Origin of the sequence: Novosphingobium sp. HR1a (genome assembly GCF_015594425.1) — a bacterium.
In the GTDB taxonomy this organism is placed as follows: Bacteria; Pseudomonadota; Alphaproteobacteria; order Sphingomonadales; family Sphingomonadaceae; genus Novosphingobium; species Novosphingobium resinovorum_A.
This window is the reverse complement of record NZ_JABXWS010000077.1, coordinates 20,515-34,409: the sequence shown is the minus strand read 5'-3', so window position 1 is coordinate 34,409 and position 13,895 is coordinate 20,515. Positions and strand designations below refer to the sequence as shown.

Annotated in this window: 11 protein-coding genes and 1 pseudogene; 4 read left to right on the top strand and 8 right to left on the bottom strand. The window is 65.4% G+C overall.

The window, feature by feature from the left end:
* Positions 1-71: 71 nt before the first annotated feature.
* Positions 72-908 (bottom strand): outer membrane protein, encoded by an 837-nt coding sequence (locus tag HWN72_RS20820; RefSeq protein WP_036528856.1) that lies wholly within the window; start codon positions 906-908, stop codon positions 72-74.
* Between the two features lie 135 nt (positions 909-1,043).
* Positions 1,044-2,780 (bottom strand): cytochrome c biogenesis protein DipZ, encoded by a 1,737-nt coding sequence (locus HWN72_RS20815; RefSeq protein ID WP_008831415.1) that lies wholly within the window; start codon positions 2,778-2,780, stop codon positions 1,044-1,046.
* A gap of 212 nt (positions 2,781-2,992) precedes the next feature.
* Here HWN72_RS20815 and msrA point away from each other — a divergent pair, with 212 nt between their 5' ends.
* Both msrA and msrB read left to right on the top strand, forming a co-directional pair.
* A complete protein-coding gene (gene msrA, locus HWN72_RS20810; protein WP_008831416.1) occupies positions 2,993-3,733 on the top strand; it encodes a peptide-methionine (S)-S-oxide reductase MsrA in 741 nt (246 codons plus the stop codon).
* Between the two features lie 68 nt (positions 3,734-3,801).
* Positions 3,802-4,293, top strand: a complete 492-nt coding sequence (gene msrB, locus HWN72_RS20805) for a peptide-methionine (R)-S-oxide reductase MsrB (protein WP_008831417.1) — start codon at positions 3,802-3,804, stop codon at positions 4,291-4,293.
* 28 nt (positions 4,294-4,321) lie between these two features.
* Here the strand turns inward: msrB and HWN72_RS20800 are convergent, their stop codons facing one another.
* Both HWN72_RS20800 and HWN72_RS31635 read right to left on the bottom strand, forming a co-directional pair.
* Positions 4,322-4,723, bottom strand: coding sequence for a DoxX family protein (locus HWN72_RS20800; RefSeq protein WP_081799170.1), 402 nt, complete (start codon positions 4,721-4,723; stop codon positions 4,322-4,324).
* A gap of 264 nt (positions 4,724-4,987) precedes the next feature.
* A complete protein-coding gene (locus HWN72_RS31635; protein WP_256434604.1) occupies positions 4,988-5,119 on the bottom strand; it encodes a hypothetical protein in 132 nt (43 codons plus the stop codon).
* 337 nt (positions 5,120-5,456) lie between these two features.
* Between HWN72_RS31635 and HWN72_RS20790 the strand changes: the two are divergent.
* A pseudogene (locus tag HWN72_RS20790) lies at positions 5,457-5,878 on the top strand (SDR family oxidoreductase); the annotation flags it as partial.
* Positions 5,879-5,990: 112 nt separating this feature from the next.
* On the opposite strand, the gene HWN72_RS20785 reads toward HWN72_RS20790, so the two are convergent.
* From HWN72_RS20785 to HWN72_RS20770, 4 genes are read right to left on the bottom strand one after another with little or no spacing between them, the layout of a single operon-like run.
* On the bottom strand, positions 5,991-7,115 hold the full coding sequence (locus HWN72_RS20785; RefSeq protein ID WP_211151260.1) for an alkaline phosphatase: 1,125 nt from the start codon (positions 7,113-7,115) through the stop codon (positions 5,991-5,993).
* Positions 7,116-7,117: 2 nt separating this feature from the next.
* On the bottom strand, positions 7,118-8,539 hold the full coding sequence (locus HWN72_RS31885) for a HAMP domain-containing sensor histidine kinase (RefSeq protein WP_008829776.1): 1,422 nt from the start codon (positions 8,537-8,539) through the stop codon (positions 7,118-7,120).
* Positions 8,536-9,228, bottom strand: coding sequence for a response regulator transcription factor (locus tag HWN72_RS20775; protein ID WP_008829775.1), 693 nt, complete (start codon positions 9,226-9,228; stop codon positions 8,536-8,538). The genes HWN72_RS31885 and HWN72_RS20775 overlap by 4 nt, the downstream gene beginning before the upstream one ends.
* Before the next feature lie 53 nt (positions 9,229-9,281).
* Positions 9,282-12,248 carry a TonB-dependent receptor gene (locus tag HWN72_RS20770; RefSeq protein ID WP_211151259.1) on the bottom strand — a complete coding sequence of 989 codons (2,967 nt, stop codon included), beginning with the start codon at positions 12,246-12,248 and terminating at the stop codon, positions 9,282-9,284.
* Between the two features lie 366 nt (positions 12,249-12,614).
* On the opposite strand from HWN72_RS20770, the gene HWN72_RS20765 reads away from it, so the two are divergent.
* Complete coding sequence (locus HWN72_RS20765) at positions 12,615-13,844, top strand: histidine-type phosphatase (protein WP_008829774.1); 1,230 nt, start codon at positions 12,615-12,617, stop codon at positions 13,842-13,844.
* The last annotated feature ends 51 nt before the right edge of the window (positions 13,845-13,895 follow it).

Sequence of the window (13,895 nt, the reverse complement as noted above, 5' to 3'; positions counted from 1 at the left end):
GCCCCTTTCCTGTCGCAATAGCCGCCGCGTCGAGAGTTCAACGCGGCGGCCATGTCTTGCAATCGAACTGATCAGAAACGCAGACTGCTGGTCACCATCACGCTCTGGGTATCGAACTTGTCGCCGCGATTGATGCTCGCCCCACCGGAAGGTGTTATGCGGAAGGGGTTGGTCGGCGGAGCCGTGCCCGCGCCGACATCGACACGGTAATCGTCGGCATTGTAGCGGGTATAGAGATAGCGCGCGCCGATCGAGAAGTTCCGCGCGACCTTCGCTTCCACGCCGCCGCCGACGTTCCAGCCCCAGGCATCTTCCTTGCGGTTGACTTCGGTAAAGCTGTTCGCCCCGTTGCTGGTCGCGAAGCTGTTGCTCACCTTGGCGTAGGACAGGCCGCCCGTCACATAGGGCATGATGCCGCTGCGCGTTGTCACGCCGAGCCGGGCACGCAGATTGCCGTTCCAGTCGATCTGACGGCGCATGGTGTAGTAGGCAGGCGTCGTCGAATATTCGCTCACCGCATCGTCGATATACGTCTTGCCCGCTTCGGCGACCACACCCGCGACGATGCTGCCGAACTGCCGGTCGTAGCCGACGTGGCCCATCCAGCTCAGCGCATCCTTGTCGCCGCGGCAGCCGCTGTCAGGCGTCGCGCCGCGCGCCGCACCGCCGCACGTGCCGGGAGAAAAGGCATTCGCGCCAGCCGTCGTGGTGACGGTGTCGTTGAAGTTGCCATCGGCGTTGGTGTCGAAACGCAGATGCTCGTTGCTGTCATTCTGCTGGAACGTGTAACCGATCGAGCCGCCGACATACGGGCCGCTCCAGTCCACCGCATCCCCGTCCTGCGCGAAAGCCGGCGCGGCAAGAGCGAGCGCCATCGCGCCCAAAGGCGCAAAGTACAGTGCCCTCATGGAAATCCTCCTTATCAGACGGCCAACTCAGCCGCTGTCGGAAGGGCAAACTGCGAGGAGCAACCGTTAGTTGCGCCGCTTTACCATGACGTTTTGTTGCCCGTGCACCAATGTGCACACAACCGCTGGTGCACCTCAGCCAAACGTGAAGGCAAACGCCTGAACTCCGGGGTCGAGGAACTCGATCGCGAAAGTACGCTCCGCCGTGCCGCCCTGCATCCTGACCAATTGATAGAGCCGCTGGCCATCGACCAACCCGTTGCCGCGCGGATCGACATCGGCGCCGTGATCGGCTCCGGGCGCCTGGCCATCGATCGTCACCCGGAACCGTACCGCCCGGCCCGCTCGCGCCGGACCGAGTACAAGGTGCACGTCACGAGCGTGAAAGCGATAGACGATGCGTCCTCCTGCAGCGTCGAGCGAAGCCTGTTCGCGGCCGACCGACCATTCACCGGCAAGGCCCCAGGCGTCGCGCTGCGGGCTAGCGGGAGCCGCGTAGTCATGGCGGGTATCTCGGACAAGACCGCCCGGCGAGGCGAACCGCATCGCCTTGCCGTAGCCGAGGTAGGTTTCAGGCGATCGCGCCTTCCCCTGCCCCGCGGCGGCTCCGGCTCCGATCGCCGAAACCGTGACCGTTCCCGCATTACCCACCGCGCTGCCGTTCTCCGCGAGCAGCCGCTGGATCACCCTTTCAGACTGCGCATAGTCGCCCTCGCCGAAATGATGGTAGCGGATGCGGCCCTTGCCATCGATGAAGTAGTGCGCCGGCCAGTAGCGATTGCGGAACGCGCGCCACACGCCATGATCGTTGTCGATCGCGACAGGATAGGCAATGCCGAGGTCACCTACCGCCTTGCGGACGTTGGCGGGATCCTTTTCAAAGGCGAACTCGGGTGTATGGACGCCAATCACCACCAGCCCCTGGTCGCGGTACTTCTCCGCCCAGGCCCGAACGTAAGGCAGCGAGCGCAGGCAGTTGATGCAGCTGTAGGTCCAGAAGTCGACCAGGACGACTTTCCCGCGCAGTGATTCCGGGGTTAGCGGCGGGGAGCCGATCCATTCGGTCACTCCCGCAAGCGAGGGGAACCGACCTTCTTCCACCAGTTGCCCGCCCTTGCCCATGGCGGCTGAGGACATCGCGTCGTCCTGGTGAAACCGGTCCAGCAAGCCCTGCTCGAAACGCGCCGTGCCTGACAGCGACAGGCGGGTCAGCAGCCCGGTGTCCAGCCCCAGAGCTATAGCGACGACGCCAACCAGGACGGCGACGCCCAACGCCTTGCGGATGCGTTCGCCTACGCCGATCGAACGCTTCATCGCCGCGAAGACCTTTCCGCCCACCAGCAAGGCCAGTGCCAGGGAAGTCGCGGCCCCTGCCGCGTAGGCCAGCAGCAACAGGCTCGTATGCGCGCTAGCGCCCTGCAGCGCCGCCCCGGTGAGAACGAGGCCAAGCACCGGCCCCGCGCAGGGCGCCCACAGCAAGCCGGTGGCGACGCCCAGCAGGAGCGAGGCGAAGAAACTCGACGCTCCGCGATCCGCCCGGTCCGCAGACTGCGACAATCTTCCTCCCAGCGCGACCAGTGGCCGCGTCGCCCGGTCGGCAAGGGCGGGAAACAGCAGCAGCAAGCCGAAGGCGGCAAGCACGACGAGCGCCGCGATGCGCCCATAGGCGTTCGCCTGGACGGCCCATCCACCCCCGACTGCCGCCAACGTCGCGACGGCGGCGAAGGTCAACGCCATGCCCAGTAGCAGCGGCAACCCGCTGCGCAGGAACGGCCTGTCGGCGCGCGCGAAGACGAAAGGCAGCACGGGCAGGATGCATGGACTGATGATGGTCAGCACACCCCCCAGATAAGCCAGCAGGAAGAGAATCATGTGGTGTCGTCGCCTTGCCGCAGATGCCGAAGCGCGCCCCGCTCCCGTACGTGGGCGGGTTTGGTGCTGCGACCCATAAACTCCCGCGCACCATAATGATGCATGAATGATCGACGCAGTGCTCTTTGACGGAGAATTCGACGACCGCCTGCATCCTTTCGGCATGTTTCGTCGTATCTGTTTACAGACGACGCAAGCCGAAAGCCCCGCCCATGAACCGTATCGCCAACACCGCCATGATCGTTGTCACCGTTGCCGGGACGGTAGCCGGCTTCGCCGCGCTTCTCCGCGAGAGCAGCGTCGAAGCCGCTTCCTCCCAGGCCGTGTTCCGCATCCCGCCACCGGCGTTCGAGACGCCCGAGGCAGGCAAGCGCGAGACTGCCGTGTTCGCTGGCGGCTGTTTTTGGGGCGTTCAGGGGGTATTCCAGCATGTCCGCGGCGTGAGCAGCGCGATATCGGGCTATGCAGGCGGCGATCGGGGCAGCGCGCACTACGCGGTGGTATCCCGCGGGGGCACTGGCCATGCCGAGGCGGTGAAGGTCACTTACGATGCCCGGCAGGTCAGTTACGGGCAACTCCTGCATGTGTTTTTCTCGGTGGTCGCGGATCCCACGACGCTCAATGCGCAAGGCCCGGATCGCGGCACCCAGTATCGCAGCGCGCTGTTTCCCCTTTCGCCCGGGCAGCGCGCGACGGCCGATCGATACATCGCCCAACTGGGCAAGACCAGCGCCTGGAAGCGCCCGATCGTTACCAGCGTGGAACCGTTCAAGGGTTTCTACCCTGCCGAGGGTTATCATCAGGACTACCTGACCTTGCATCCGGATTCGGCCTATATCCGCCGAAACGACCTGCCCAAGGTCGCTGCACTAAAGGCGACGTTTCCTGCGCTCTATCGAAGCAGTCCCGTCCTCGTCTCCGCGCGAGGCGCCAGTCCGTCACAGGAGCGTTGATACGATACCGGTCTGATGCCTTGACCACGACATCGGCACACTCTCAACCCACAGGATATGCAAAAGCCATGATTCCGCACGTTTTCCCGATGAGCCGCCGCGGCTTCTCCTCGTCGGTGGTCGCTGCAGGCACCGCTGCCCTGATCGGCGGGCGAGCGGTCGCCGCTCCGGATGCCCCTCTAAGGCTGTCGGACGCGGAATGGCGAAAGCGGCTATCCCCTCCGGCCTATGCGGTACTGCGCCAGGGAAGCACCGAGCGTCCCTATTCGAGTGCTTTGCTGAAAGAGCATCGCAAGGGCCGTTTTCTGTGCGGGGGCTGCGACCTCGCGTTGTTCTCCTCAACCACCAAGTTCGAAAGCGGTACGGGCTGGCCCAGTTTCTGGAACCATTTCCCCGGCGCGGTGATGATCGTCGCCGACCGCTCGATGGGCATGGTGCGCAAGGAGGTGCGCTGCATGCGCTGTGACGGGCATCTGGGCCACGTCTTCGACGACGGACCGCCGCCTACCGGTTTGCGCTACTGCATGAACGGGGCTGCGCTGACGTTCCGACCCGCCTGACGCGTGCACGGGAACGGGATGGCAAGGCTCAGCGGGGCCGGAAAGGCCAGGCAGTGACTTTCGCCGCCCACAACGGCAACCAGATGAGTACCGGCTGCAAGGCAAGGCGTGGTACGTGATAGGCAAGTCCCATTCCATGCCCGGGCCTTGCAAGATCGAGAAGCATATGCTGGACGTTCGCAGGCCAGACGCACAATGCATAGGCTGCAAGTCCCCATGCCGCAGCAGCGCGAAGCCGAGGCGCCCATCCTTGTCCTATACCGGCAGCGCCGGCAATTTCCGCAATACCGGTCAACATGACAACCGCTTCAGGTGCGGGAACCCAGCCTGGAACGATCGCGACGAACGGCGCAGGCACGGCCAGATGGAGCGCTCCAGCTACCGCGTAAAGCAGCGCCAGCACCGCGCGGAAGATCGTTTGCAAATCCATTGAGGTCATGATCTTACGAAACGTCCCTGTTGTCACCAGCGCCCTCACAACGGACGTTCCAGGATCGACTCCCGCTGTCCGTTAGTGGATCGTCTGCTGTTCGGACGCGGTGGTCCGCCCGATGAAGCGCCGGGTTTCTCGTTCCAGCCCGCCGCGAACCCGGGACAGGGTCAAGCAGAACTTGTTACCGCCGACAGAGACAGGTATTGCGCCGCGCGACACGGGGTGACCTAAACCGATACATCGCGTAAGGCACCGGAGAATTCAGATACCGCAGGCCACCATGGTGAGTACGCCCGTCATGCTCAGCCCCTTGCTGCCGACGAAGCCTCCGTGGATCACCGTCGTCTGGACCTGGGCGCCGGCATCGTCGCCGATCACTGCTATCGAATGCACCCCGCTGTCGAATGGGAGTAACCCCTTCTCGTTGCGTAGAAGCACCGTACCCTGGGCAGCGATATCGTGCGCGAGCACAACGTGTCGCCCCATGCTCGCCGCGTCGCCCGTCGAAGGGTGTCCGGTCCAGACCCAGCCGCAACATCGGCGTGATCACATTGAGGGCCATCCTGTCAATCTGGGCTTGGGTAACCTCGCCGCGCATGACGGCGCTGCGAAGCGGGACCGCGTAGAAGTCCGGAAAGCCGAACGGGCTAGCCCCGCCGGGCATGGCCATGTCCATCCCGGCGTTTACCGCCCCAAGGGTGGAACGCTGGGCGAAGTGCCAGTCCGACATGACATTTCCGAAGAGCAGTTGCGGCGCACGTTCCAGACCAACATCTTCGGCCTGTTCTTTCGAAGGGCGCCGCCATCGTCAATTGCACCAGTGTGACGATGTACCGGAGCAGCAAGGAACTGCTGGACTACAACTCGACCAAGGGGACGATCACCGCCTTCAACCGCTCGCTGTCCGAAAACCTCATCGAGCAGGGCATCCGCGTGAACGCCGTGGCGCCGGGGCCGATCTGGACGCCGCTGAACCCCAGCGGCGGCGCCAGCCCTGAAAAGCTCGAGCACTTCGGCGAGGGGACCCCGATGGGACGCCCCGGACAACCCAATGAAGTCGCACCCGCCTTTCTGTTCCTCGCGTGCGAGGACGCCAGCTACACGAGCGGGCAGGTGCTGCATCCCAACGGCGGCATCATCGTGAACGCATGAAGGTCCCCGAAAACCCTTTGTGACCGCCGGAAGTGCAATTGGGTCACAAGGATGATCCATAGGAGGGGAGGTCATCTGCATCTGCGGCGACCTCCCCTTCGCCAGCTCCGCTTTACTTCTCCGGCTTCCAGCCCATCGCCGAAAGCATGACGTCGAACAGCCGGGTGTTCGGGAAGAACCCGTGAACCTTGTCCGCGCCGGGGCCGGAGGCCGCGGCGATCACTTCTTCTCCCGTATGGCCGCCGTGGACGCTGATGACGTCGTTCGTGGCATCGGTGACGCCCGGCTTGGCGACTTCGGCGTCATACTGCGCCGCCAAAGGTTCGCCACGCGTGCCGCCGCTCATGCGCAGGCCGAAGCTGTGGTCGGCGGTGAACAGGATCAGCGTGTCCTTGCCGGCAATCTGGCTGACGCGGCGGATCATCTCGTCCATTTCCCTGACATGGCCGAGGCCCTTCTTCGGGTCGTCGGTGTGCATGTCCCACTCGACCATCAGGAAGTAACCCTTGGGATTGCGCGCCAGCTGCGCGATCGTCGCCTCCACCGCCGGGATCGGGGCGAAATCAGCGTCGCGCAGCACCGCCACACGCGCTGCGTCGCGCACGATCGCAGTGTCCTCGCCGTAGCGATAGCCGGCTGCGGCGAAGGCCTGCTCAGGCGTGGTCTGCTGCTTGGCGAAGGAGGCGGCGGCGTCAGCCCGGCCCTTGCCGATCAGAATATCGACGCCGTCACCGAAGCGGGGCTTCAGCATCTGACGGAAGATCTCGTCCTTGTCCTTGCGCGCGCCGACATGGGCAAAAGTGGCGGCCGGGGTCGCGTCCCAGATCTTCATATTGGTCATGACGCCGGTGGAAAGGCCGCGCTGCTCGGCATATTCGAGGAAGGTCTTGACCGGCACCACCGCCCCGGCCTGTCCCGTAGGCACGGCCGATACCATGGCGTTGTTGGTCTTGCGGCCGGTCATGATCGCCGTCATGCCCGCGCCGGAGTCCGTCACCCACTGGTTGAGCGACGAGGTATCGGACAAGCCTACATAGGGCATCGAATGAATGAACAGCGACTGCGGCTTGTCATTGGCGAGAATGCCGCCCGCATTGAGCGTGGGCAGGCCGCCCGCATCGCCGATGAACAGGATCACATTGCGCGCTTCCTGCGCCACGGCATGACTTGCGGTGCCGGAAAGCAGAAGCGCGGCGGCTCCTGCCAGAATGCGGCGGGTCGTTTGAAAGGCGGTCATTATCAAGCTCCTTGCTGATCGGGTAACGGCGCCGACTGGCGCAAAAGGATGAGGCGGGCTCGCAGGCCGGGATCGTTGTCCTCCAGTTCCAGCCGCCCGCCGTGGAGCGAGGCCACCGCGCTCGCCAGGCTGAGGCCGAGGCCGGTGCCCGGCGTGCTGCGGGCCGCGTCGAGGCGGCCGAACTTGCGCAGTGCCTCATCCCGGCGCGCGGCCGGAATGCCGCCCGCACGGTCGGCGACGCAGATATGCACTTCGGCGCCGACGGCCTCGGCCTCCAGCACGATCACGCCGCCCTCGGCGCCGTACTTGAGCGCGTTGTCGATGAGGTTTGCCAGAGCCCGCGCCACAAGAGCGCGATTGCCATGGACATCGAGGCCGGGCGCGCAGGCGCCGGTGATCTTCACCCCGCCGGCGCAGGCCAAGGGCTGGTATATCTCGCGAAGGTCCGCCAGCATCGCGCCCAGGTCGAACCGCTCGAACGTGCCGCGCCCCACGCCGGCTTCGGCGCGGCTGATCTCCAGTGCGCTTTCCAGCATGTGCAGGACGATGCCGACTTCGTGGGCGATGGCCTCGAACCGTGCGTGGGAGGCAGGGTCCGGCGATGCCGCCAGCGCCTCGGTCACCTGGATGTGGATGCGTGTGAGCGGAGAGCGCAAGTCGTGCGCCAGAGCGTCGGTCAGGGTGCGGTGTTCCTCCACCAGCGCCTCGATCCGGTCGAGCATGGCGTTAAGGGACGCCTTGAGGCGGTCCACCGGATCGCCGCTGCCGTCGGTTTCGGCGCGGCGGCGCAAGTCTCCGGCGCCGACATGCTCGCCGACGCGGGAGATCGTCTCGACCATGCGGTTCATCTCGCGCACCAGAACGATGCTGCCCAGCAGGCCGATCGGGATCGCCAGTGCCAGAGCCCCGGCAAGGCCGCGCAGCAGCGCCAGCTGCATCTGGATGCGGTTGTCGAGCAGCCCCCCCAGCAGCAGTTGCTCTCCGGTGGGATAGCGCGTAGTCAGGACGAGGAATTCTTCCCCCCGCACCCGGCCCAGCCGGTGCAGCAGGCTGGTCTGCCACTGCGCAGGCGCGCGCACGCCCCGGGGCCAGGCGACGATATTGCCCGCCAGCTTGCGCCCCCGCGCATCGACGAGCAGGATCGCGGTGTCGTCCTTGTATTCCGGCCCCGCCCGGTCGGCGACCGCCTTGCTCAGGTTGGGAATGCCACCCCGGTTGTAGTGGCTGAGCAGATGCCCCTGCTCATGCTCCAGCGGGCGCTGGAAGTTCGACAGCAGGATGCGGTCGGTCTCGAAATAGACGTAGAGCAGCGCCGGGACCGTGCACGCGAAGCACAGCGCCATGTACAGCAGCAGGAAACGGCCCGCAGTCGATCGCCAGGGTGCGCGCCGTCCGCGTCGGGGGAGGAGCGAGGCGAGGTTCACCGCGCTGCTCCCAGCCGGTAGCCGGCGCCGCGCACGGTGCGCAGCAGAGGGACGAGGCCGGGGCGGTCGATCTCCTTGCGCAAGTTGCTGACATAGACGTCGATCACGTTGGTGCCGGGATCGAAGTCGTAGTTCCACACCTTCTGGAAGATCATCGAGCGGGTGACGACCTGCCCCTGGTTACGCATCAGGAATTCGAGCAGCTGGATCGCGCGCGGCTGCAACAGAAGCACCTGTCCGGCGCGCTCGGCGCGGGAGGTGAGCAGGTCCAGCGTCAGATCCTCGCAAATCAGCCGGGTCGTTACTGCGGGCGAGCCCGCGCGGCGGCGGTGGACCACTTCCAGGCGGGCGAGCAGTTCGGGCATGGCGAAAGGCTTGACCAGATAGTCGTCCGAACCGGCACGCAGGCCGCGCACCCGCTCGTCCGTGGAGCCGATGGCGGACAGGATGATGACCGGCGTATCGCAGCCCTGTGCGCGCAACGTCTCCAGCAGGGTCAGGCCATCGATCCCGGGAAGCATCCGGTCGAGCACGATCGCGTCCAACTCGCCCGCCTGCGCCCGTTCCAGCCCGCACGGGCCGTCGGCCGCGCGATCGACGCGGTAGCCTTCCTGCTCGAGGCCGGAGGTGAGGAAGTCGGCCGTGGCCGGGTCGTCCTCGACGACAAGGATGGTCTTGGTCTTGCTCATGCTGGTCCGCTCTGCGGCGGGGAGACGCCTGCCGACGCCTCCCCGTGTCACGCTCAGAAGTTGACGCGCACACCCGCGAGGTAGCGGCGGCCGAACAGTTCATGTTCGATCGGGCGCGAATAGACGCCCTGGTAGCGGATGCCTGCCTCGTTGGTAAGGTTGTTGGCGTCGAGATAGAGCTGGACGTTCTCGTTGATCGAGTAGCGCACCGAGGCGTCGAGCCGCGCGACGTTGGCCCAGTAGGCATCGCCGATGATGTCGCCGCTGCCCAGCGAGTCCAGGTAGGCCTTCTGCCACTGGTAGCTGACCCGGGCGGAGAAGCCGTAGCGCTCGTAATAGCCCGAGATGTTGTAGATCACCGGCGAGGCGCCCGGCAGGTCGGTGGTGCGGCCATCCGGCGTAGTGGCCTTGGAGTCGTTGAGCGTCAGGTTGGCCTGAACGCCGAAGCCTTGCGCCCAATCGGGCAGCCCGGCCGCGCGGGCAAGGCCCTCGAACGGCTGCGAGAAGGCGAACTCGAGCCCCTTGATGTGGCCGCCACCGCCGTTCGCGACGGTCGAGTACCGATAAGCGGAGCGATCGACGCCCGCCGTGTTCAGCACGTCCGATCCGAACGTCGGCAGTTCGACGTCGTAGAGGATGTCCTGAAGGTCCTTGTAGTAGCCGCCCACCGAGAAGAACCCGCGCGAGGGCATGTACCATTCGAAGTACAGGTCCACGCCCTTGGCGCGCTCGGGCTTGGCCTTGGGGTTGCCGCCCGAGACGACCTGGTCGACGTCGCTGTACGAGAAGTTGGGGCGCATCTCGTCATAGTTCGGGCGGGCCGCGCCGGTGTTGCCCGAAAGGCGCAGCTTCATGTCGCGGTTGATGTCCCAGTTGATGTGGATGCTGGGATAGACCGAGGTGAAGCTGTTGGACACGCGCGTCGGAGTCCAGGCGCCGCCGATCGACGACAGCGCCGAGCCGGTGTTCCGGATATGCTCGAGGCGGGCGCCGTAGACGATGTTGCCCCAGTCGAAGTAGGTCGTGCCCATGGCGTAACCGGCGATGACTTCTTCGGAGACGCGGTAGTTGTTCTGTTCGCTGGTGTTCTTCTGGATCTGCGAGGCCCCGGCGGCGACATACTTGTCGAACAGCGCTTCGCCGAGGTCGCTGGAGAAGTATTTCCAGCCGTAGCCCATCGGCAGGTTGCCCTTGTAGGGCGTGTCGATGCTGATGTCGGCCTGCTTCGGGCTGGTCAGCCCGGCAGCGGCGAGCGTTGCGGCGGTCACTTCGACGACGGTGCGGGTGGAGGTCTTGGTGCGCTTGTCGTATTCGCCGCCGAACTGGAACACGGTATCGGCGCCGAACAGATCGAGGTTGTGCTCGATATCCAGCTTTGCGGTATAAGCGTTGGTGCGATCGAGCTGGCGATTGCGCGTCATCGACAGGAAGTTCAGCTCCGTCGGCGAGATGTAGGGGCGCGATGCTCCGGCGCTGTAAGTGCCGTCCGAATTGAGCACCGTATTGTACAGCTGGACCTTCGACAGGTTCGGATCGGTGAAGTCGTACACCAGCGTCGGGCGCTTGGTGAAGTCGGTGGGGCTGCTCCACGAAGAGCCGAACGGCGGCTTGCTGCGGTCGTCGGCGCGGGTGTAGTTGAGGCGCCACTTGACCTTCCACGTGTCCATCTCATGCTCGCCCGCGAGCGTGTTGGTGAAGATGCTCTGGCGCGAGGAGTTGGAGTTCAGCGTGCTCTCGATCTCGGCCCCGTAGAGGGTGCCCTGCATCGGCGTGTTGCCGGTGCGGATGTCGGCATAGCCGGTGGTCTTGCCGACCGTGCTGCTGCCGGTCTTCTTGGCATCCTGATCGAGGTCGAAGACCCATGCGTTGCGCAGTTCGTCATCGCGGAACTGGCTGTAGATGGTCGAGAAGAACACCTTGTTGTCGCTGTCCGGACGCCATTCCAGACGGCCCGAGAACGACGTGTTGCTGCGCGTCAGGCGATAGAGCTTGTTCTGCGTCTTCGAATTCCAGATCCGCTCCTCGCCGCCCTCTTCCTGATCCTCGGGCGAGATTTCCCAGGAATTCTCGAAGTTGTCGGTCACCATGTCGCGTTCGTAGCGCGAGGCGCCGATCAGCACGCCGATGGTGTCGTTGGCAAAGCGATCGGACAGGAAGCCGCTGACGTTGTACTGCTTGCCCTGCCCCAGGTCGTTGTAGCCGTAACCCGCGTCAAGCGCGCCCTTGAGCCCGGGATAGTCGAACGGGCTGCGCGTCACGATGTTGATGTTGCCCGCCACGGTCTCGCCCGGCATGTCGGCGGTCACGGCCTTGCGGATGATCGTCTGGCTGGCGATCGAGGACGGGATCGTGTCGAAGCGCGTCTCGCGCCCGGCAGGGCTGATGACGTTGACCCCGTCGAAGGCCATCGTGGTCCAGCTGGCCGGAGAACCGCGCAGGCTGATGTAGCGCTCCTGGCCCTGGTCGCGCCCGACGCTGACGCCCGGCAGGCGGCTGACGGCGGCGGCGATGTTCTGGTCGGGGAAGCGGCCGACGCTGTCGGCGGCGATGACGTCGACCAGCGAGGTGGACGAACGTTTGAGCTGGAGCGCTGCTTCCTCGGACTCGGCGATCGGGCGGCTGCCGCTCACGACGATGTCGTTCGCAGCATCCACCGCGCGGGGCCTGAGCGCCACGCGGAGGTCGGCGACGCCGGCCTCGACCGACTGGTGACCGGTCTCGTAGCCGATGTAGGTGATGCTCAGCTGCTGGGTGCCTGCCGGCACGCGCTGCAGGGTGAAACGGCCGTCGCTGTCGGTGACGCCCACGATATCCGAACCTTCGATGCGCACTTCGGCGCCGCGCAGGAAGTCTCCCGATGCGTTCACCACCACGCCCGTCACGCGTCCCTCCGCGCGCGCGGCAGTCTCGGCCTGCGCCTGCGCGGCTGCAGAGGTCAGCGACAGACCCGACACGACGACCGCCGCCATCGCGACACGCAGATGAAGACGACACTTTGAATTGTTCAGAAAAATGGACACGACAAATAGCCCCCTTTTTCACAATTCGATGAATTGTGAATTTGAATAAAATCACTCGTTCATGAAGGCATCGCCCGCACCTGCGGGATCAGCCGTATTTTTGCCCCATTTACTTCTTTGCACACCGCGAATTCGTCGCGGCGCACCATCACCGTGGATCGTCGAGACGGGGCACTAGGCAGACCGATTTGCGCTTCTGTGACAGTCGCGAACATTAGGGAAATTTAAGAATCGACTATTGCAGCCCCTGTTATGCCGATCCCGGGCCGATCGAAGACGGCACCGATACCTCGAGGACCGGGGACCGTCTCCGAACCGTCACAAAGCCCGCATACCCGCAGCCCGGCCACTCAAGGGAACTTTCACATGACGAACCACACGCCGCACTCGCGCCCCATCGGCGCCGTGCTTGCCATCGCCGCCGGGCTGACGCTTTCCGGCCCTGCCCGCTCGGCGCCGGAACAGCCGCAAATGACGGTGGAGCGCGTCGTCATGCTGATGCGCCACGGCGTGCGCCCCTCGACCAAGTTTCCGGCCACGCCCGCAGGAACGACCAAGGATGCCTGGCCCAGCTGGTCCACCGCAGCCGGAGACCTGACGCCCCACGGCGCCGAGGGCATCCGCCGCCTAGCCGCCTACGACCGCGATCTGCTGACGCGGCAGGGGCTGCTTCCGGCAACCGGATGCGCCGATGGCGGCGCTATCAGCGCCTGGGCCAGCGGCAGTTCGCGCGCGATCAAGACCGGCCTCGCCTTCGTCGAGACGCTGCAAGCCGGCTGCAAGGTCAATCTGGATCACCCGGCGAACGAAGACGAGGAGGACCAGTTCCACCCCGATTCCGCGGCGACCGCGCTTGATGGCGACCGCGCACTGGCAGCGTCGCAGGCGCAGTTCCCGTCCGGCGGACTGCAAGGCGTCATCGCCGCACGCAAGGGCGACTTCGCCACCCTGCAGCGCATCGTTGGCGTGCCGGTCAATCCCGCCTCCACGCTCAAGGCCACGCCGGGGGACAAGCCCGACCTCAAGGGCGGCCTCTCGTTCGGCTCGACGGCCGGACAGACAATCCTGCTCCAGTATCTGGAGGGCATGCCGATGGCGCAGGTCGGCTGGGGCCGCGCGAGCAAGGCGGACATCCGCGCCATCCTGCGCTTCCACCCGGTCAAGTTCCAGTACGAGACCCGCCCCGCCTATGTCGCCCAGCGCCTTGCCGCCCCGATCGTCACGCGTATCGTCGATGCCCTGTCGGGCACGGGCGGGCGCCTGACGCTGCTGTTCGGGCACGACACCAACATCGCAGCACTCGGCGGGTTCTACGACATGCACTGGACCATGGCCGACTACCCGCGCGACGACATCGCGCCCGGCGGCGCCATCGGTTTCGAGCTTGTGCGCGACCGGGCCGGCCGCCGCTTCGTCCGCGCGTTCCAGCAGGCGCAGTCGATGGACCAGTTGCGCGCGCTGAACCCGCTGACCCGGGCCGCGCCGCCCAGCCGCAGCTACCTGCAAATCCCGGGCTGCGGCTCACGCAAGGCCCTGTGCGATCTGGCGACGTTCGAAAGGATCACGCGCGAGCGACTGGCGAAGCCCACCGACTGATCTTCGAGTCCGGTATCAGACCTTGGATTTTATCTGATGCCGGACCAGCGA

Bases quoted from the DNA above. Each gene is read 5' to 3' on its own strand.
- HWN72_RS20820 (WP_036528856.1), bottom strand. From the start codon at position 908: ATGAGGGCACTGTACTTTGCGCCTTTGGGCGCGATGGCGCTCGCTCTT.
- HWN72_RS20815 (WP_008831415.1), bottom strand. From the start codon at position 2,780: ATGATTCTCTTCCTGCTGGCTTATCTGGGGGGTGTGCTGACCATCATC.
- msrA (WP_008831416.1), top strand. From the start codon at position 2,993: ATGAACCGTATCGCCAACACCGCCATGATCGTTGTCACCGTTGCCGGG.
- msrB (WP_008831417.1), top strand. From the start codon at position 3,802: ATGATTCCGCACGTTTTCCCGATGAGCCGCCGCGGCTTCTCCTCGTCG.
- HWN72_RS20800 (WP_081799170.1), bottom strand. From the start codon at position 4,723: ATGGATTTGCAAACGATCTTCCGCGCGGTGCTGGCGCTGCTTTACGCG.
- HWN72_RS20785 (WP_211151260.1), bottom strand. From the start codon at position 7,115: ATGACCGCCTTTCAAACGACCCGCCGCATTCTGGCAGGAGCCGCCGCG.
- HWN72_RS20775 (WP_008829775.1), bottom strand. From the start codon at position 9,228: ATGAGCAAGACCAAGACCATCCTTGTCGTCGAGGACGACCCGGCCACG.
- HWN72_RS20765 (WP_008829774.1), top strand. From the start codon at position 12,615: ATGACGAACCACACGCCGCACTCGCGCCCCATCGGCGCCGTGCTTGCC.